The organism is Ligilactobacillus agilis, assembly GCF_025311475.1.
GTDB classification, from domain to species: domain Bacteria; phylum Bacillota; class Bacilli; order Lactobacillales; family Lactobacillaceae; genus Ligilactobacillus; species Ligilactobacillus agilis.
This window is the reverse complement of sequence record NZ_CP104397.1, coordinates 1,873,329-1,892,500: the sequence shown is the minus strand read 5'-3', so window position 1 is coordinate 1,892,500 and position 19,172 is coordinate 1,873,329. Positions and strand designations below refer to the sequence as shown.

Below are 19,172 nucleotides of genomic sequence, written 5' to 3'. Positions count from 1 at the left end.
GAGCGCCAATCCCAAGTTAACCGGTAAGAAGTACCCTGCTCCTCAGGAATTGTATGCTAAGGGGGGCTTGGCTGCGGTAAGTAAAAATTATCGCCAAACGGCCAAGACCTTGCGTCACCTAGGGATTAATTGGAACTTTGCCCCGGTAGCAGATGTTTCTAATGACCCTAATAGCTTTATTTATCCGCGAACTTTAGGACAAGATTACCAAACGACGGCGACTTATATTAAAAAGGTAGTACCGGCAATTCAAAGCCAAAAAGTGATTGCGAGTTTAAAGCATTTTCCTGGTTACGGCTCAGCTGCCGATACCCACACGGGCTTTGCGAGTGATAAGCGACCTTTAAGTGATTTTCAGCAAAATGACTTTTTACCGTTTGAAGCCGGAATTAAGGCTAAGGTAGACACTGTCTTAGTAGCTCACGTCGTAATGTCAGCTGTTGATGACCACAATCCCGCCTCGTTGTCTCCAGCGGTCCACCAGCTCTTACGCCAGGACCTGCATTTTAAGGGTCTAATCGTTACCGATGACCTCGGGATGGGAGCAATTAAGGATTTTGCCAAGGAACAAGCTGTTAACCCCGATTTATTAGCGGTTAAAGCGGGCAATGATATCTTATTAAGTACTGGCTATCAAAAGGGCATTCCGGCAATTGCGGCGGCCGTAAGAGCGGGTGAGATTTCAGAAGGCCAGATTGATCAAACAGTTAAGCGAATTATCAAATTAAAAGCTAAGTTAGGGATTCTTAAATAAAAACAGTTATCCACAGGTGGAAAAGCAAGAAATTGGCTTTTTACCTGTGGATATTTTTATTGGCTCTGTCCAAAACTTTGTGTGCATCATTTTCAAAGGATTCTAAGAAACCAACGAGTTTTTCTTAGAGTCATTTTTAATAAAGCTTGATTCAGAAGTCTTTTACCGCAATTGATTTTTAGAGGATCTCTCATAGAAAATGAAAAAAATTAGGATGCGAAAACGTTCACACACTGAGTTTTGTGGAGACCCTTTTTATTTAATGTTACAATTAAGTTAGATTGGGGGAATTATTATGAAAAAATGTCCAAATTGTGGTAGTGAAGTTGCTGAGGAAGCTAAATTTTGTACCAACTGTGGCAATGAATTGGCTACCGGAGATGAAGTTAAGCCTAAGGCGGTTGCCTCAGAAGTGCAGAGTGAAAATGCCTCTGAGCAAGCTAAAGAATCCGCGGCTAAGCAAGAAGCGGGAGTCAGCCTAGATAAAGAGAAGTTAAAGGCATCTTCCCTAAGCTATTGGTCCTGGCTAGTTACTGCTTGGAAGCACCCATTTAAGGTTAAGAATGAAACTTCTAAGTGGAACGGCTTAATTACTTTAGGGCTAGAGGGACTCATCTTTGGCTTGAGCATTATGATTATTTTTAGGGGTTATTATAACTCGGCAAACAGCTATTATAGTCAAGCCTTTGGTGGTAGCTTTGGGGATAATCCGGTTGGCTTAGGCACCCTAATTACCTTCTTTTTAGCCACCTTTTTATCTGCCTTAGCGACGACTGGGATTGGTTATGGGGCAAGGGAATTATTTACCCCTAATCGCACAGACTTTTTAGACTTTGTAAATGGGATTGCCCATAGGACTAGTCCTATTTTATTGTTAAACCTAATTGCACTTTTGTTTAGTTTTACGGTAGGATTTACGACGAGTGGGGTGCTAAATACCATGCTGGTGTTGTGCTTGTTCTCGATTACCCTAGCCATTTGGCAATTTGGTATCCTCGCGCCAATTTATGAGTTGGTAAATCCTAAGCTAGACCGACTATACATTTTAATAATCGTCACACTTCTAAATGGCTTCGTCTACGGCTTAGCATACATGGCCGTGGCCGCTCATTATGTAAGTTATCTGCAACAACTTTTTTAACGATTGAGAGGGATTTTAAATGAGTACGTCAAAATTCTGTCCCAACTGCGGGCAAGCTGTTAAGCAGACCGATAAGTTTTGTCAACACTGTGGCGCTAAACTAGAACAGGCCCAACAGAGTTATAGCCGGACTGCCAGTAAAAAAACTCTAGATAAGAAATGGCTAATCTTAGGGGCCGTAGTCTTAGTCCTACTGAGTGCGTATTTAGGTGGCCGTAGCTATTATCAGCCTAATAAGCAATTGGAGCGGTTTACGACAGCCCTAGTTGGTAAGGGGGACGTTAAGTCTTACCTAGTAAGTAGTGACCAAAACCTAAAAATCACCGCCAAAGATGCAGCGGCTTTTAAGAAGAGCTTTGCTAATAGTCAAGACCAAGTTGCAACTATGAAGCAACACTTTTTAATGGGCAGTAGTTATGCCGGCTACAGTTGGGTTAAGTCTGGGAGTCACTGGTTAATCTTTCCTGCTTATAAGTTACAGGTCAACCCTGCTTACGTGACCTTAACTACCAACAAGCGTGGGGTTAAGTTTTATCAAGACGGGAAAGTAATTACCAAAAAGCAGGTCACAATGGCTAACGGCTACGGGGTTAAGGTTGGCCCCTTATTTCCAGGCCAGTATACCTTCACAGCCAAGGGAAAAGCTAGCGGCAAACCAATCGTAGTTAAGCAAACTAAAGTGTTAGCTGCTGGTAACAATGACCTAGCTTTGGAATTAGCAACGGTTAATTTCAAGGTTGAAGGTCAGGCCGGCCAAACTGTTTATATTAATAATGAAAAGGTTGGTACTCTTGATAAGGAGGGGGAAAAAGTTATCAAAAACTACCCCGCATCAGCCAAGATGAAACTATACTTAACTACTAAGGCAGGAAATAAGGAAATAAAATCTGAAGTAGTTGATGTTTCAGGCTATACTTATAACTATCAAGACGTTGACGAGGATGATTTGCCGGAAGTAGCGCCTAAATTCAAGGGCCTAATTTCTAAAGATGAAGCAGAGGATTTACTTGAATCGGCCTTCAATGAAGGTGAGGATGGTTCTAGTGCCGCTTCATTTGTTGGAGAAGAAAATAATGACTCCTATAACGAGTTAGTCGCCTTCTTCAAGAGTTTGCACAATCTTAGTTCCTATGAGGTCGAAGACATTAAGAGTATCAGCCCGGAAAGTACAACTAAGGTTAAGGTTTCTTACGCGATGAAATACACTTTTATTAACTACGATAGCGACAGCGAACGTAAGAAGATTCAACAGTTTACTTACCATGACGCTGAAATCGTCTACGATCAAAAGGACAATACTTATAAGCTCCAGTCGGTTGGAAAAACCGGGACCAAGGCAGACTGGGAACGGACTTACAGTGCCGATGAAGATGACTAGCTGAGCTTGCAAAAATTAGCAGAAACATTATACTGATAAGAGATACTATGGGCTTTTGGCCTACGTATCTCTTTTTTTATGTTTGAAAGGAAATTTTAACTTCAATGAAAAATAAATTATTATCCGGTGCCTTTTGGATGTCATTTGGGAGTATTTTTTCACGGGTGCTAGGGATTTTATACATTATTGCTTGGCTAGCCATGTTTCATAGCCCGCAACAACAGTATACAGCCCAAGCACTCTACAATGCGGCCTACACTCCTTACGGTTTATTTTTGGCCCTAGGGACGTCGGGCTTTCCCACCGCAATTTCTCGTAAGATAGCCTACTATAATTCACGGAAGCGTTACTTAGATAGTAAACGGCTCTTTAAAGCAGGGCTGTTATTCATGGCACTTTCGGGCTTAATTTGTGGAGTGGTCTTCTTTATTTTTGCCCCCACGATTGCTAAGAGTTCACCCATCATGGACCAAGCAGCAGCCACCTTTGTGCTCCGCTCCTTGGTTCCCGCCCTGATGATTTTGCCGACGATGAGTATCATCAGAGGTTGGTTTCAAGGCCACCAGGACATGAAGCCTTTTGGAGTTTCGCAGTTAATTGAGCAGTTTATCCGGGTAGTGGCAATTTTGGTTTTTACCTTCGTTAGTTTCAACGTCTTAAAACAGGGGTTAACCTGGGCCGTGGCGCTTTCGACTTTTGCAGCCTTTATCGGGGCCTTGGGGAGTTTAGCCTACCTAGGTAAATACTATCGCGCCCAGTTACCAACTTACCGCGCCAATGAGGCTGAGAGTTTACCGGCTAGTCAACTAGACATTAAGGGGCTCTTTTTAGAGATTGTTAAGGAAGCCGTCCCCTTCGTTTTCGTGGGGGCGGGGGTAACTATCAATCAGATTATCGACCAGCTAACCTTTAAGCACTTGATGCTATGGGCAAGCAACTATGATATGAACTACATTCAAAATATGTTCACCTTTTTTTCGGCCAACCCGACTAAGATTACGACTATCATCATTTCGCTTGCGACCGCTTTATCTGATACGAGCCTGCCGATTCTAGCCGGTCTGGTCGGCAACAGGCAAAAAATCGCCCAGACTTTAAGTGATAACTTCAAGTTGATGATTACCCTCTTGATTCCCTTTGTCGCCATCTTGACGGTGTTAGCCCAAGAAGTTAATACGATTTTCTTTGGTTATAATTGGGCGGCAGGCCAGTTGATGGCGGCCTCGATAATGCTAAGCCTGATATTATCCTTCTTCTTGGATGTAAGTACCTTGATTCAAGCCCTAGGTAAACACAGGTTGGCGGTAATCTTGCTGTCCTTTAGCCTCCTATTAAAATTGGCTTTACAGGCACCGTTGATTTGGCTCTTCCATGAATACGGGGCCTTACTAGCAACTACGATTGCCTTTGCAAGTAGCCTGGCTTTGGGATTATGGTATTTAAATAGGACCTACCTAACTGATAGGCGGGCTAACCTTAGCTGGCTAAAACCAAGTTTGGGAATTGGAATCTATGTCTTAGGTTTGGGACTGTTAGCTAAATCTTTGAGCTTATTAAGTTTGGGCCACGGTAAGGTAGCAGCCCTTATAACTTGTGTAATTTTTGGCTTAGTGGCAGGGAGTTATTACCTAGTAATTGCCTACCTCTTTAGGTTCAAAGACCTGCTTAAAAGTATGAATCGTTAAATAAACAACAAGACTAACCGCTTACAAATTAAACTTGTGAGTTGGCTAGTCTTTTTTTGTTGGTCCAAATTCAAGTAAAAGTATTCACAAACTAAGGTAGAAGTTTTATAATATGAGTGTATATCGACACAAATTAGATTGAGTCACTAATGGATGGTGAGAAGATGGAAAAACTAAATTTAGTCGGGATTGTGGGCACTAACGCCGAAAAATCAACAAACCGTACGCTGTTAAAATTTATGCAAAAGCACTTTGCAACCCAAGCAGAGCTGACTTTAATTGAGGTTAAGGACCTACCTTTCTTTGATAAACCGGCTTCGCATGAGGCGCCAGCAGCAGTAGCTGCTATCAACCAAGCGGTTGCACAAGCAGACGGGGTAATTATTGCCACCCCCGAATACGACCACACGATTCCAGCTCCGTTAACTAACCTGTTGGAATGGTTTGCCTATACAGCTAAACCATTGCAAGACAAGCCGGTTATGATTGTGGGGGCGTCTTATGGGGTCTTAGGCACTTCCCGGGCCCAAAACCACTTGCGGCAAATTCTAAATGCGCCGGAACTAAGGGCCTTAGTCCTACCGGGCCGGGAATTTTTATTGGGCCATTCCCTACAAGCATTTGATGAGGAAGCTAATTTATTAGTGGACGAAAAAGTAGCTCAGCTTGAAAGTTACTTTGCCGATTTTGCAACCTTTGTAACCAGAGTTAAGGCCTAAGGGGAGGAATTTTGATGAAGATTATCGGGATTAGTGGGACCAACTCAAGTGATTCACCCACAGAAAAATTAGTTAACTTTATGGCACAACATTTTGCTAGCCAGGTAGAATTTGAAGTAATCGAGCTAAAGGGCTTGCCAATGTTTAACGAGTCAAATGACCTTAGTAACCAAGAGCCGCTAAAATCACTGGTGGCTAAGATTGAGGCAGCTGATGGGGTGGTAATTGCCACCTCTGAACACAATCGCTCTATCCCTTCGGCTTTAAATAGCTTCTTAGAGTGGATGTCTTTTACGGTACACCCCTTCGATGAAAAACCAGTGATGGTTGTCGGAACTTCGGTCACGCGTCAAGGCTCAGCCAGTGCCCAACTTCATTTGCGTCAAGTGTTAGACGCACCTGGAGTTAACGCCTTAGTTTTACCAGGAAATGAATTTTTACTGGGGCAAGCCGCTGAGGCCTTTGACGAAAATGGAGCCATTAAGGAAGCCAATACGGTTGACTTTTTAGAAAACTGCTTTGCCAACTTCTTGCGTTTTATCAAGGCGGCAGATAGCTTACAGATTCCAGACGAAGTTCGCTTTGAACCCGGGGATTACCAAGTTAAGACCAAGGGTCACAACGGGGACCTGCCAATGGTGGTCAGCTTCTCTGAAAACCGGATTGAAGACATTAAGGTTGACACCAGTGGTGAAACCGAAGGGATTGCCGACACGGTCTTTGAACGCTTGCCTCAAGAAATTATTGCGGGCCAAACCTTAAATGTCGACGCCGTTTCCGGGGCATCTGTAACTAGCTATGGCCTTATCGATGGGGTAGCCCAAGCGGTTAAGTTAGCCGGGGTCGACCCTAACATCTTGAAGAAACGGCCGAAGCCAAGTAAGAGCCAAGACCTAAGTCCACTTGAATACGAAACCGACGTGGTAGTTGTCGGTGGTGGTGGGGCTGGATTAGCCGCTGCTAGCCGGGTCTTACAAGCGGGGAAGTCAACCATCGTGTTGGAAAAATTCCCTGCCTTGGGTGGAAACACCGTCCGGGCCGGGGGACCAATGAACGCGGCTGACCCTGACTGGCAAAAGCAATTTGCAGCCCTTCCAGGGGAAGCCAGCGTGCTTAAGGAAATGTTGGATTACGATTTAGCCAAGATTGACCCAGAGTACCAAGCTGATTTCAAGGCCCTGCAAGGTCAAATTAAGGACTACCTAGCTGGAAAGGCTGACTACCTCTTTGATTCAATCTTATGGCACCGAATCCAAACTTACCTTGGTGGTAAGCGGATTGATCTCAATGGGAACGAAATCCATGGTGATTATGACTTAGTTAAGGTCTTAACTGACCACGCCTTAGAGTCAGTTAAGTGGTTAGCCGATTTAGGGGTTGAATTTGATGAAAGTCAAGTAACGATGCCAGTTGGCGCCAAGTGGCGTCGGGGCCATAAGCCAATGGAAAGTCAAGGTTTTGCCTTCATTAAGACCTTAAAGAAGTTCATTGAAGAACACGAGGCCGGTCAAATTCTCACCGAAACTCCGGTCAAACGGTTCTTGTTAGATGAGCAAAGCCAAATCTGTGGGGTGGTAGCCTTAAACGCTGCTAACCGGCAGGTGATTGTCAAAGCCAAGGCGGTCATCCTCGCTTCTGGTGGTTTTGGCGCCAACACCAAGATGGTGCAAAAGTACAACACTTATTGGAGCCAAGTCGATGATGATATTGCGACCTCCAATTCACCAGCAATCACTGGGGATGGAATTAAGCTTGGTCAAAGCGTCGGGGCGGCCTTAGTTGGGATGGGCTTCACCCAAATGATGCCAGTTTCAGATCCTAAGACCGGCGAACTCTTTAGCGGCTTACAGGTACCACCAGCTAACTACGTGATGGTTAACCAACAGGGGAAACGCTTCGTCGACGAGTACGAAGGTCGGGACGTCTTAACCAAGGCGGCCTTTGATAACGGGGGCCTCTTCTACTTGATTGCCGATGATGAAATCAAAAAGACAGCCTACAATACGACCCAAGCAAGTCTGGATGCCCAAGTGGAAGCCGGCACCCTCTTTAGGGCTGACACTCTCGCTGACTTGGCTAAGCAAATTAAGGTTGACCCACAAACCTTTGAAGAAACAATCGCTAAGTACAACAGTTATGTTGACGCCGGGGTCGACCCAGAATTTGGTAAGGAAGTCTTTGACTTGAAGGTAGTGAAGCCACCATTTTACGCTACCCCAAGAAAACCAGCCATCCACCACACCATGGGTGGCTTGAAGATTAACACCAAGGCCCAGGTAATCAACGAAGCTGGGCAGGTAATCCCTAACCTCTATGCAGCCGGTGAAGTGGCTGGGGGAATCCATGCTGGAAACCGACTCGGCGGAAATTCCCTAACTGATATCTTCACTTACGGTCGGATTGCGGCCAAAACAGCTTTAGAAAAAATGTAAGTCAAACCCGACAAAACGAGTCAAATGACTGGTTTTGTCGGGTTTTTTCGTGTACAATATAAGCAAAAAATTGTGGACAACAAAATCCGTGGGAAGATTTTGCGTAGTTTGTTTTCAGTTGGTTTGTTATGGGGTGATCACTTGGACAAGAGTCTATTAGCTAGTTTGCCTTTAGATGGAATTAAAGAGTGTCTACCAGTTAGTGGTGGCGACGTCAACCGGGCATTTAAACTAGTAACTAAAAATCAAAATTACTTTCTGTTAGTGCAACCAGTCTGTGTTCGGGAATTTTACGCGGCTGAGATTGCGGGCTTAAATGATTTAAAGCGGGCCAAAATTATTGCGCCCGAGGTTATTTCTACTGGTAAATTAGGCCGGGGGGCTTACCTGTTACTTTCCTACCTAGAAAAAGGGGAGGGCAGTCAAGCCGATTTAGGGCGGACCGTTGCCAAAATGCACCGGACCTATAATCCTAGCGGCCAGTTTGGCTACAAGTACGACTACGTTGGGAGAAGCATCAGCTTTTCTAATGACTGGCGGGCTAGCTGGGCGGAGTTATTTGTCAACAACCGCCTAGATATCTTAGCCCAAAAGTTGGTCGAAGACACTTATTGGAAGATTGAGGATTTTAGCACTTACATGCAGGTAAGGCAGCTTATTCTAACAGCTTTAAGCCAGCATGACAGTAAGCCTTCGCTGCTGCATGGGGACTTATGGGCGGGTAACTTCCTCTTTACTGAAGATGGTCAGCCTGCTTTGATTGACCCTGCGCCGCTTTATGGTGACCGGGAATTTGATTTAGGGATTACCACCGTTTTTGGAGGCTTTACGGAAGAGTTTTATCAGGCCTACCAGGAAAGCTACCCCCTAAAGGAGGGTTACTCCAAGCGGATGCACTTCTATCGGCTCTACTATTTAATGGTTCACCTAGACAAATTTGGGCGGAGCTACAAGCAGGCGGTAGCTGATGAAATGCAAGCCATCTTACAAGCAGGGTAAGAGCTTACAAATTAATAGTAAACGTTTCCGGTAAAGTTACTTACTTTGCCGGATTTTTTTACTGAAAAATAAGTTGTGAACAAAGTAGTTCCCAAGGGTAACTACTATCATTAAAAAATTTAATATTCCGATTTTTCCGAACAAAAATAAGTTTTGAAAAATAATATTCGCTTTTTATCCATCGCTAACGGTTGCATATATTTAGTAAAATAATTTATTTTATTTATTAGTCCTAAAAGTATTGACTAAAAAGCCCTTAGTTTAAGGCTTTAATCATAACTGGTCGCTTTTTGTTCGTAAACGGTTAAAATGGTCTAGATGTGCATACAGACTGGACTTGTACCGATAATAATAAGCAAATAAAGAAAAACCAAGGAATAAAGAATAGGGCTTATTTTTTTTTTTTATATGTTTTGAAATTGGTATGGATAATGCAATTTTGTGGACTAAAATCTAAAAATTTATATTTATATTATTAAAATTCGTTGCAATAACTTTTTGTTTATTTTACAATAACCTTCGTAAAGAAGAATGATTGTATTTTGATGTACAATTTTTTGCGACATCTCAGAAGTTTTGTCGTGTTAATCAGGAATCCTTATATGATGAACTCTCTGAGTTGGTGTATTTTATTTAAATTAAGAAGATCTTGTAGCCCCCCGCTTTTTGTGGGGAGTTGCATTTTTCTTATACAAATACATAACAAGAAAGTGGCGAGATGTGATGAACATAAGTTACTGTATACGAAAAGTCCTCAAACATAAGTAGGATGCACCGTGTCAGAAACTTCTTTGCATGTTGTTAGTCACTAAGGACGTTTTACAGATAAAGGGGGTAGCAGAGCGGCAAATGAAAAAGAATAAAACCATTACGGCTTTATGCGTAAGCTTACTTGCGCTCTCTAGCTCAAACTCTCTTGTATATGCAGCGACGACTTCAGCTAGCTCAGCCAGTAGCCAAACCAAGGTAGCAACCTCTTCCCAAGCTACCAGCTCTTCTTCAACTTCAGCTACTAGCTCGCAGTCTGGCCAAGCTCAAAGCTCGCAAAATGCAAGTACGTCTAGTCAAACAGTTAGTGTAAGTAGTCTTAGTGGTAATACGTTTAGTAGCAATGCTTTAACCCAAAGTTTTTGTGTAATTCCGCAACAAGCGTATCATATCTATACAGCGGATGACTTCATTAGATGGGTAAACGGGATTAATGATGGATGGTTAGATTCTACGAAGGATGTTTACCTAGAAAATGATATTGATTTGGCTGGAAGGGAAGTTCCGATGATTAACAACTTTGGTTATTCTAACGGTTGTTCTAGTTTTGGGACGTTTCATGGCGATAACCACACAATTAAGAACCTAAGTTGTAGACGCTCCTCCTCTAGTGTCATTCAAAACAACAACGGTATTTTTGAGAACGTGGTCTTCTCTTTAGATATTTATGGTACTGATACAGGTTTTATCCAAAACAATTCTGGTGACTTAAAAAATGTTACATTTACCGGTAAAATTAGTGGTTCAAGTATATATTTTATTAAGAATAACCGCCATAATATTAGTGGTCTTAATGTAAATGGAACAATTAATGGATCACAATCAACCTTAATATATGATAATGATAATTATATATATGGTACCTTGAATAAAGGTGGCCAAATAAAAGGTGCAGATGCAAGTCTAATCTTTGACGATCACGGACGTAATAATCTGAGATGGAATGACGGTTTTAATGTAACTGACGAAATATATTCAGCAGAGGAATTAAATAATTTTTCAAAGTATATTAGTCAAGGTCAAACCAGAATAGATGCAAGTTTGCAGAATGATATTTCAATGTGGGGAAGTTTTACACCGATAGGTCATACCTTAGGTGGGCGTCCTACACAATGGTACCAAGGTACTTTTGATGGTCATGGTCATAGAATTTATAATTTTAACTCATTCGGTGATGGCGCTTCACTTATTGAGAAAATAGGTGACGATGGTAAGTTAACCCATTTGGAAATCTCAGGATTAGTTGAAGGAAAAGATGCAGGTTTTGTTTCTGAAAATCACGGAACAATAACAGACTGTGCCATTGATTTAGATATTAGCGGTAATCGCTACAATTATTGTGAGCGGGCAAACGGAATTACCGACAATTCTTGTGGTGGGCAAATTCGTAATTCTTTCTATATAGGAAGAATTACGAATACGAAGTGCAATCTTCTTTATACAGGTGGTGGGAGTGTCAATGATGTATATTATTACACACCGACTCCTATAAGTGGGGGTAGAGCTACTAGAGTTTCAAAATCAGATGTAGAAACAGGTATTGTTACGGAGTGGTTAAATGGTACACGTCAAGGTGAAAAAAATGACACTTCAAGCTGGATTTGGAAACAAGTGGTAGAAGACAGAGTTTCTAATCTAGTAAAGTGTCGTCCAGGTTTCGCTGGTGCGGGAATCATAACAAAAGCTCCTGTACCAAACCTATCTATTAATGATATCGGTCGAACTGATAAAAGTTTAAGAGTAACTAAGCAATTTGATACCGATAAATACGGTCAGGTTGAGTATGAACTAACGGATGGTCATGGTAATGTTATTAAGGGATGGCAAGCTAATAGTGAGTTTACAAGGTTAACACCTGACACGGAATATACAATTTCTGTTATGTATAAAGGAAATGACGAATACCTTGAATCTGATAAAGCAAGTGTAACTGTCAAGACTAAGAAGACCGCTGAACCACAAGTTAGTGTAGATAATATCTACGGAAGTTCTGATAGCTTTACTATTAAAGACAATCCAGATACTAGCTACGGTAATGTTAGTTATGAAATAACTGATAACCAAGGAAAGCCAATTAAAAATGGGCAAAAGCAAGCCAACGGTGATTTTAGTGGCTTGGACCTAGAAGATGGTGTTATTTACCAAGTACATGTTAGTTATGATGGTAATGATGATTATGCTTCAACGGAAAAAGTTATTAAGATTATGAAGGCGCCAACGGTGACAATCGCAAGCAAGAATGCAAATTCTTTGAAGGTAGCAGATTTGGCTGATACTGATAAATACGGCCAAGCCGAATATGCCCTTTCACCAAGCGGTTTAACCGCCAATGCAACTAGCTCAACAATTGATGGGCTTGATTCAACCACTAGTTACACTGTCTATGCTAAGCGAGCCGGTAAGGGTGATTACCCACCATCTGCGATTGGACAAGTGACAACTAAAACGGGTAATGCCAATTACGTTGTGCGCATTCCAGCTGTGATGAAAACTAACGACCAAGCAAGTTATGTAAGTACTGATGTAAGTAGTTTTAACCTAGGAACACATGACAGTTTGAGTTTGTCAATCATTAACAGTGTCAAGGATGGTAAGGTTACGCTAACTAGACAAAATGATCCGGCTAGAAAGACCGCTCAGACCCAGATTAAATTAAATGGTCGTCCTGTTAACAATGGTAATGCGGATATCAAGGTAGTTGATTGGCAAAATAGCAATTGTGACTACACGCCAGCGATTAGTTTTACTGATCCATGGAATGATAATCCACGTACGCCATTTGGGGACTACAACGGGCAAATCACATTTCAACTTACTTACAATAAACATAAGGAAGGTAACTAACGATGGACAATAAGGAACCTCAAGTGGAACCTGAAGACTCCAAGAAAAATGATAAGAAAAAGAAATTACTACTCCTCTTATTACTGCTGTTATTGCTTTTAGGAGGAATCTACATTGGGTTAAACTGGAATAACTGGTTTGGTGATCGGCCAACGGTCAATATTGATGCTAATGCACAAAATCAACGGAATAAAAAGAAGCAAAATTCGAGTGCAACTAAGATTCCCGGTTTTGAAACGATGACAATGAAGGCTAATACCACTGAGCAATCAGTCAACCTCTATAACCCTAAAGGAAACAAGGTTTATTTCCGCTTATCAATCTATCTTCCAAATGGGAAAAAGGTTTGGCAAAGTGAAATGATTAAGCCCGGTAAGGCGATTTATAAATTGAAATTAAATAGAACGCTAGCGGCAGGAACTTATGAAAACTGTACGCTACGCTATGATTGCTATGCGATGAGCAAGCAATTAGTGCAGCTAAATGGCTCACAGATTAGTTTTACCCTTAAAGTGGTAGAATAAGAAACTTATTATTAGATAAAATTGATGTTTTAAAAGTGGAAACACTTGTATATATATGTGATATAATTTAAAGGAGATATTTAGAATTAACATGAAGAACAAAGTTATTACAGGATTATTAGGATTTTTAGTAGTTTTAGGGATGGCAACTCCAGCATTGGCTGATGAAGTTAAGGATGCAGGTAACGTTTATCGTAATGAAAAAAACCAAACTATTGAACTTCGTGGGGAAGAAGTAGTGGGTAGTGAAGATACAAGTAATAAAGTACAAACTGCAACTACTAGTGTGACAACTGACAATGCAGATTCTCACTATATGGTATCTATTCCAGCAACTGCGAACATTAAATTTAATGTCGTTAATACACAGATTGGGAACTTGCAAATTACTGGTAACATTAAGGATAGTAAGCAAGTTCATGTATCCGTAACAAAAGATGCATTTAAAAATGGAAATAGCTCTATGGACTTTAGTGTTGCTACAGCAGCTGATGGGGCTCCATTAACTAACTTTGATGCTAATAGCGCAGAGGCTAAGAACGGTAAGACAACTCCATTATTTGTGCACATCGACCGGACAGAGTGGGACCAAGCAGTCGCTGGTGTATACACAGGTCATATCACTTTCAAGGCTACTTTAGCAGACGCTCAATAAACTAAAACTAATAAATCCGTGCAGATAACTCTTCAAGAAAAGGGGCTTAGGGGCAATGACTTTGAAACGATTCTTAAAGATACTTACCATTGCATGTTTTGCGGTACTCTTGTATATGCCGATGCATAAAGCGTGGGCGGGGGAAACCGTTAGTTCGTCGGTGACGATTACGGCGGTGGTACCTGAAAAATACATGATTGCACTCGATATCGAGGGGCAAGGTGCCGTTGAGGTGAATGGCGTGTCGTATGACAAATCCACCAAGATCCAAGGACGTGGGGCCGAAAATTATAAGGTGACTGCGGCTAAGGGTTATAAAATCGCCTCGGTGATGTATGGTAAGGGTGATAAGTTCCGCCCGGTAGCCTTGAATGAAAAACAGGAATACAAAGCACCAGCTGTTAGCGAAAACGGGAATAAGCTAAAAGTGGTGTTTGAAAAACCTAAGATGATTGAAGCAGTTAAAGCAGAAGTGGTAAAACCTCATTACCTAATTATGTCTGGGGTTTTTGCCGCACTAGTTGGATTAATAATCCTGCTATAACATAGGTAATTTTGAGGACGAATTACAGATGTTTTGATATTAGGCTCGCCTGGTGGCGGGTCTTTTTTTATGGGCAAATTTTTGCTAAGATGACACTAGGAGAAAGGATGGTTAGATGGCAGAGGTTAAGATTAGACAAATTGGCTTGGCTGACGTTGAGGAATTACGGGCCATAAGTTGTGAAACTTATGAGGCTACTTTTGGAGCCGATAATCCGCGTGAATTAATGGACGAGTACCTAGCGCAAGCCTATGATTTGAACAAGCTTAAGCGGGAGTTAGGAACTGAAGGAACCTACTTTTATTTTCTAGAGGTAGATGGCAAAACGGCCGGTTACTTGAAGCTAAACGTGGGCCAGGCTCAGTCTGAACCAATGGGACCTGACGATTTAGAGATTGAACGCATCTATTTGCGGACAGCTTACCAAGGTAAAGGCTTAGCTGGTAAGTTACTAACCAAGGCCGAAGAAATGGCGCAAGCTCTAGGTAAGAGCCGGATTTGGCTAGGGGTGTGGGAACGAAATTACCGGGCCCAAAAGTTTTACGCCAAGCATGGTTTTAGCCGCTTTTCAGAACACTTTTTTATGATGGGCGACGACGCTCAAACCGATTACCTGTTAGCAAAACAACTTTAAAAAATGACAATGCCAATCCCGCGCTTGGTAGGGATTGGCATTGTCTATCTCGGCTTGTCAACTACCCCTCACTAAAGTGAGAGGCTTGTAGTTCACGACCTTACGGTCAGTGGTCATAACGCAATTGATTGCTCCCACACTATGCGTAACTATCATTGGGTGGTTGACAGCACCCACTTAACTAACACGTTTACGCGTTAGTTGTTAATTCAAATTTAGGTTGTTCTTGTCCACTAATATATTGCGTACCCAATAACTGGATATTCATTGCACCTAAGCGGTCATCATTAGAGCAATAACCACAATTAGTGCAATGATACTCGTGTAAATCGTGATTGCGGTTAGATTTTTTAATCGTTCTGCATTTAGGACAACGTTGCGAAGTATATTGAGCTGAAACTTCAATTACTTCACTATTATTTAAGTGCGCTTTGTAAGTCAAGAATTGTGCTAATTGATAAAAAGCCCAGGATTTATTCTGATTACGTAAGGCTTTAGGTAAGTCAGTACGTTCAAAAGAAACACCTGTTAAATCTTCTAAAACAAATAAGGTGTTGGAACCAAATTTTTGGACCAGTGTCTTAGACAACCGATGGTTAACATCGGTCATCCAACGGTTCTCTCGTCCGGATAATTTCTTTAAACGCCGTTTAGCTGATTTAGTACCTTTAGCTTGTAATTTAGCTCGTAACTTTTGATACTTAGACCGTTTACGCATCGCTGTCTTACCGTCAAAGAAGGCAGTTTGACCTTGTTCGTCATAAGCGGTAGCTAAAAAACGTAAACCGCGGTCAATGCCAACCACGTGTTTTACAGTTTGGTTATCAAAATCAGCTACCGTTTTAGTAGCTGAAATGTGTAAATACCATTTGCCACCAGTTTTAAGTAACTTGGCTAAGCCAAACTTCCAAGTGCCATCAAAGTATTGGTCAAAGCTGTGACAAACTGGGTTAACTTTAACCCGACCATCAAGGGTGTTAATTGATAATTGACCGCTACTTAAATAAGACCAATCACGATTACGTTGCAAGTCTACTTGAGGTCGGTTAAAGGTAATTGGTTTTTGTAACCAGGTTAAATCTCGAATTTCACGATACCATTCACTAGTGTTAATATCTTGGTACTTATAAGGGTTACGTATCATTTGGGTTTTAACTGTTTTATAACGAGTAATCACAGTTCTAATCACAGATTGAGCCATTTGTGATTTAAGCATAAACAAACTACGTAACTTAGTATACAAAGTTTTATTTAATCGACTTTGTTTCATATCAAAATCATGATTAAAAATGTATTCAGAAACGTAATTACAAGCCAAGCGATATCGTTCCATCGTATTAGTAAAACTCGAAGCAATATCTGCATTGGCAAGATTTAATTTTACTTTAACAGTAACTTGCATTTCCATTAGGTTCACCTCACTTTCTTCGCGGATAATTATAGAACTTTTGTTCGATGAATACACGTCATAAGGAGGCGAAAGGGTAAAAAGTAGATTCTAACGAATCTAAAGTGAGGACTATCCCTCCAGAGGTTAAAACCACTGGTATCCCGCCCTAGATTAATGAACTAGTTCCAAGTGGGGCTGAATTTGCGGACGCAGAGGTTTCCCGCCAAGGCGTGGTTGCTGCCATCTTGGCAATTATGGAAACTGAAGACACTAAGTATTATAGACAAAGCTTGGGGGTGGGAAAACCTAATACCCACTATGATAAGCCGTCATTTTATTAAGGGGGATTTAAATGATTGAGAATTGGTTAAAGTTGCAAAAGTTTACGCAGCAGGTAAGCTCTGAGTTAGAAGAAAAATTGGGGCAAATGACTCCAGCCGTGAGCCTGAACGAGTTTTACGTTTTGCACTTCTTAAAGCAAAACGCGGGCCGAGATTTGCGGGTGAGTGATTTAAGCCAGAAGTTGGGTCTAAGTCTTAATGCCACGTCGCGGATGTTGGTGCGGTTTGAACAAACCTGTAATGTGATTACCCGCACGCAGGGTCAAGAAGATAAGCGCAGTATTAGGATTAATTTGACAACTGAAGGCGAACGCGTCTTAGAAGAAGCGCGCCGCCAGCTAGATTTAGTGTTGACTAACTATAAAGGAATTTTAACTGAGTTTGGGAGGAATTTTAATGACTAAGCAAGTGGTGATTGTAACGGGTGCTTCAAAGGGGATTGGGTTTGAAACGGTTTTAGCCGGCCTGGCTAAGGGGATGGTAGTCGTGGGAACTTCACGGACACCGGACAAGCTAACCGCTAAGGTGCAAGCAAAGTTACCGGACAAGCTAGACTCCTTCTTAGCGCTGGAGATGGACTTTACTTCAGCAAGCATCAAGCGGGTGGTTGCTGAAGTGATTGATAAGTTTGGCCGGATTGATGTCTTGGTCAATAATGCTGGTTACGCAATTTTAGGTGCCTTTGAAGACATGGACCTAGCCGAAGTCAAGGCTAACTTTGACGTAAATGTCTTTGGGTTAATGAGCATGACCCAGGCGGTTTTACCACAGATGCGTAAGCAAAAGGCGGGGCACATCATTAACTTGTCTTCAATCTCGGCCACGGTGACGGGGCCTAGCCAGTCCATCTACTCTGCAAGTAAGGCAGCGGTCACATTAATGAGTGAAGCTTTGGCCCAAGAGGTTGCGGCTTTTAACATCAAGGTGACGGCTTTGTGCCCATGGGGCGTGCGGACAGACTTCTTAGATGAAAGTTCCCTCAGAAAGCCGGCTAACCAAACGGGGCAATACTCTGAGGTTGATCAAACCTTAGCCGGCTTAGGTCGGCTTAATCACAACCAAAATGGTGATCCGGCTTTAGTAGCCCAAGCAATCTTAAAGGTAGTGGCGATGCCTAATCCACCGGCTAGACTTTACTTAGGGACCGGGGCATTAATGGCCTTACAAAGCAAGATTGAAGAAGTCATTCAAGTTGCTAACGCTAACGCCGAGTTGAGTCAAAGTATCGATTATCAAGATTAATTGAGCACAGCCCTTGTTTTTAACAAGGGCTGTTGTTATGCTGAAAGATAGTAAAAAAGCCAGTAACCGAAAGACAGCTACTAGCTTTAGTCAGGGACTGCTCAGGCTGGATTCGAACCAGCGACCTGCCGATTAACAGTCGGATATTCTACCACTGAACTACTGAGCAAGATTTATTTCTTACCATATTTATAGCATAAGCAACCGCTTACGTCAATGATTTTGAGGTGATTTGTCTTGATTGAATTAGGGCTAACAACTTGGAGTGAACATCAAACTTTTATTAACGAAAACCGGCCCGTAACCCTAGAAGAGTATGCCGCCCACCTACCTTTGGTCGAGGTCGATACCTTCTTTTATGGCTTACCACGAGCAAGTACGGTTGCAAACTGGTTGAGTCAGGTGCCACCTAGCTTTTCTTTTATCCCCAAGGTTCCTAAAGCTTTAACCCGCCATCCGGGGGAACAGTTAGCTGGCTTGGAGTTAAAACAAGCCTTTAGTGCTTTTCGCCAAAGTGTGGATTCGTTAGTGGCGACTAACCACTTGAAGACGGTCCTGGTTCAATTTCCACCGACCTTCACGGCCACTAAGGAAAATGTGGCCTACCTCCGTTATTTTCGCAGTTTACTGGCCGACTTGCCCTTAGCCTTAGAATTGCGGCACCAATCCTGGTATGCTCCTGGGGTAAAGGACTCGTTACTTAGGTTTTGTCAGCAGTATCAATACAGCTTGGTGGCAGCCGATGAACCAACCAATACCCAAGCTTCGGTCCCCTTTGTCCTGGCTGCGACTAATCCAAAATTAGCGGTGGTTAGACTGCACGGGAGAAATGCTAGGGGCTGGGCTAATCAAGGGGCTGATTGGCGCAAGAAACGTACCCTTTACTCCTATAGTCAGCAGGAGTTGGCCTGGTTAAAAGAACAGGTCCTAAGAATTGAAGCCCAGGTAGAAGAGGTAGTAGTTATTTTTAACAATAACTCGGCTGGCGATGCTGCCCCTAACGCCCTGGCTTTTAAAGAGATGTTAGGCTTAGAGTTTAGCGGGTTGGGAAAGATGCCCCCAGAACAATTAGATCTCTTGTAAAAAAACAGGCCACTTCCATTTGGGAGTGACCTGTTTTAG

At 42.2% G+C, this 19,172-nt stretch carries 16 protein-coding genes and 1 tRNA gene (1 of these 17 only partly in view); 15 read left to right on the top strand and 2 right to left on the bottom strand.

The genetic code is table 11. The features are described from left to right. From N4597_RS09510 to N4597_RS09455, 12 genes are all read left to right on the top strand, one after another. On the top strand, window positions 1–754 hold the 3' portion of the coding sequence (locus N4597_RS09510; protein ID WP_260903631.1) for a glycoside hydrolase family 3 N-terminal domain-containing protein. The gene continues 353 nt to the left of window position 1, outside the view; 754 of the gene's 1,107 nt are visible here — the last part of the coding sequence; its start codon lies off the left edge, out of view; its stop codon occupies window positions 752–754. A 295-nt stretch (window positions 755–1,049) separates the two neighbouring features. Continuing rightward, complete coding sequence (locus tag N4597_RS09505) at window positions 1,050–1,895, top strand: zinc ribbon domain-containing protein (RefSeq protein ID WP_260903630.1); 846 nt, start codon at window positions 1,050–1,052, stop codon at window positions 1,893–1,895. A 19-nt stretch (window positions 1,896–1,914) separates the two neighbouring features. Next, window positions 1,915–3,273: a zinc ribbon domain-containing protein gene (locus tag N4597_RS09500; RefSeq protein ID WP_260903629.1), complete on the top strand. Its 1,359-nt coding sequence runs from the start codon at window positions 1,915–1,917 to the stop codon at window positions 3,271–3,273. A 104-nt stretch (window positions 3,274–3,377) separates the two neighbouring features. Further along, the gene (locus N4597_RS09495; RefSeq protein ID WP_260903628.1) at window positions 3,378–4,958 is read left to right on the top strand and encodes a putative polysaccharide biosynthesis protein; all 1,581 of its coding nucleotides are present in this window, start codon (window positions 3,378–3,380) and stop codon (window positions 4,956–4,958) included. 164 nt (window positions 4,959–5,122) lie between these two features. Beyond that, window positions 5,123–5,677: an NADPH-dependent FMN reductase gene (locus N4597_RS09490; RefSeq protein ID WP_204773923.1), complete on the top strand. Its 555-nt coding sequence runs from the start codon at window positions 5,123–5,125 to the stop codon at window positions 5,675–5,677. 14 nt (window positions 5,678–5,691) lie between these two features. Next, on the top strand, window positions 5,692–8,109 hold the full coding sequence (locus N4597_RS09485; RefSeq protein WP_260903625.1) for a flavocytochrome c: 2,418 nt from the start codon (window positions 5,692–5,694) through the stop codon (window positions 8,107–8,109). Window positions 8,110–8,250: 141 nt separating this feature from the next. After that, window positions 8,251–9,108 carry a fructosamine kinase family protein gene (locus tag N4597_RS09480; protein ID WP_260903622.1) on the top strand — a complete coding sequence of 286 codons (858 nt, stop codon included), beginning with the start codon at window positions 8,251–8,253 and terminating at the stop codon, window positions 9,106–9,108. A gap of 849 nt (window positions 9,109–9,957) precedes the next feature. Then, entirely contained in the window at window positions 9,958–12,720 is a 2,763-nt protein-coding gene (locus N4597_RS09475; RefSeq protein ID WP_260903620.1) for a hypothetical protein, read from the top strand. A 2-nt stretch (window positions 12,721–12,722) separates the two neighbouring features. Further along, window positions 12,723–13,244, top strand: coding sequence for a hypothetical protein (locus N4597_RS09470; protein WP_260903618.1), 522 nt, complete (start codon window positions 12,723–12,725; stop codon window positions 13,242–13,244). A 91-nt stretch (window positions 13,245–13,335) separates the two neighbouring features. Then, complete coding sequence (locus tag N4597_RS09465; protein WP_260903616.1) at window positions 13,336–13,899, top strand: hypothetical protein; 564 nt, start codon at window positions 13,336–13,338, stop codon at window positions 13,897–13,899. A gap of 115 nt (window positions 13,900–14,014) precedes the next feature. Further along, entirely contained in the window at window positions 14,015–14,443 is a 429-nt protein-coding gene (locus N4597_RS09460) for a hypothetical protein (RefSeq protein WP_147628723.1), read from the top strand. Window positions 14,444–14,558: 115 nt separating this feature from the next. After that, on the top strand, window positions 14,559–15,077 hold the full coding sequence (locus tag N4597_RS09455; protein ID WP_260903615.1) for a GNAT family N-acetyltransferase: 519 nt from the start codon (window positions 14,559–14,561) through the stop codon (window positions 15,075–15,077). A gap of 190 nt (window positions 15,078–15,267) precedes the next feature. On the opposite strand, the gene N4597_RS09450 is transcribed toward N4597_RS09455, so the two are convergent. Then, entirely contained in the window at window positions 15,268–16,485 is a 1,218-nt protein-coding gene (locus tag N4597_RS09450) for a transposase (protein WP_260903613.1), read from the bottom strand. Between the two features lie 334 nt (window positions 16,486–16,819). Here N4597_RS09450 and N4597_RS09445 point away from each other — a divergent pair, with 334 nt between their 5' ends. Further along, window positions 16,820–17,212 carry a MarR family transcriptional regulator gene (locus N4597_RS09445; protein ID WP_260903611.1) on the top strand — a complete coding sequence of 131 codons (393 nt, stop codon included), beginning with the start codon at window positions 16,820–16,822 and terminating at the stop codon, window positions 17,210–17,212. Beyond that, window positions 17,205–18,050 carry an SDR family oxidoreductase gene (locus N4597_RS09440; protein WP_260903608.1) on the top strand — a complete coding sequence of 282 codons (846 nt, stop codon included), beginning with the start codon at window positions 17,205–17,207 and terminating at the stop codon, window positions 18,048–18,050. Before N4597_RS09445 ends, N4597_RS09440 begins: the two co-directional genes overlap by 8 nt. A gap of 97 nt (window positions 18,051–18,147) precedes the next feature. Here the strand turns inward: N4597_RS09440 and N4597_RS09435 are convergent. Then, window positions 18,148–18,219: transfer RNA gene (locus N4597_RS09435), tRNA-Asn, on the bottom strand. A 68-nt stretch (window positions 18,220–18,287) separates the two neighbouring features. On the opposite strand from N4597_RS09435, the gene N4597_RS09430 reads away from it, so the two are divergent. Continuing rightward, a complete protein-coding gene (locus tag N4597_RS09430; RefSeq protein WP_101812203.1) occupies window positions 18,288–19,133 on the top strand; it encodes a DUF72 domain-containing protein in 846 nt (281 codons plus the stop codon). The last annotated feature ends 39 nt before the right edge of the window (window positions 19,134–19,172 follow it).

Coding starts and splice junctions, on each gene's coding strand:
- N4597_RS09505 (WP_260903630.1), top strand. CDS start 1,050: ATGAAAAAATGTCCAAATTGTGGTAGTGAAGTTGCTGAGGAAGCTAAA.
- N4597_RS09500 (WP_260903629.1), top strand. CDS start 1,915: ATGAGTACGTCAAAATTCTGTCCCAACTGCGGGCAAGCTGTTAAGCAG.
- N4597_RS09495 (WP_260903628.1), top strand. CDS start 3,378: ATGAAAAATAAATTATTATCCGGTGCCTTTTGGATGTCATTTGGGAGT.
- N4597_RS09490 (WP_204773923.1), top strand. CDS start 5,123: ATGGAAAAACTAAATTTAGTCGGGATTGTGGGCACTAACGCCGAAAAA.
- N4597_RS09485 (WP_260903625.1), top strand. CDS start 5,692: ATGAAGATTATCGGGATTAGTGGGACCAACTCAAGTGATTCACCCACA.
- N4597_RS09475 (WP_260903620.1), top strand. CDS start 9,958: ATGAAAAAGAATAAAACCATTACGGCTTTATGCGTAAGCTTACTTGCG.
- N4597_RS09470 (WP_260903618.1), top strand. CDS start 12,723: ATGGACAATAAGGAACCTCAAGTGGAACCTGAAGACTCCAAGAAAAAT.
- N4597_RS09465 (WP_260903616.1), top strand. CDS start 13,336: ATGAAGAACAAAGTTATTACAGGATTATTAGGATTTTTAGTAGTTTTA.
- N4597_RS09460 (WP_147628723.1), top strand. CDS start 14,015: ATGCCGATGCATAAAGCGTGGGCGGGGGAAACCGTTAGTTCGTCGGTG.
- N4597_RS09455 (WP_260903615.1), top strand. CDS start 14,559: ATGGCAGAGGTTAAGATTAGACAAATTGGCTTGGCTGACGTTGAGGAA.
- N4597_RS09450 (WP_260903613.1), bottom strand. CDS start 16,485: ATGGAAATGCAAGTTACTGTTAAAGTAAAATTAAATCTTGCCAATGCA.
- N4597_RS09445 (WP_260903611.1), top strand. CDS start 16,820: ATGATTGAGAATTGGTTAAAGTTGCAAAAGTTTACGCAGCAGGTAAGC.
- N4597_RS09440 (WP_260903608.1), top strand. CDS start 17,205: ATGACTAAGCAAGTGGTGATTGTAACGGGTGCTTCAAAGGGGATTGGG.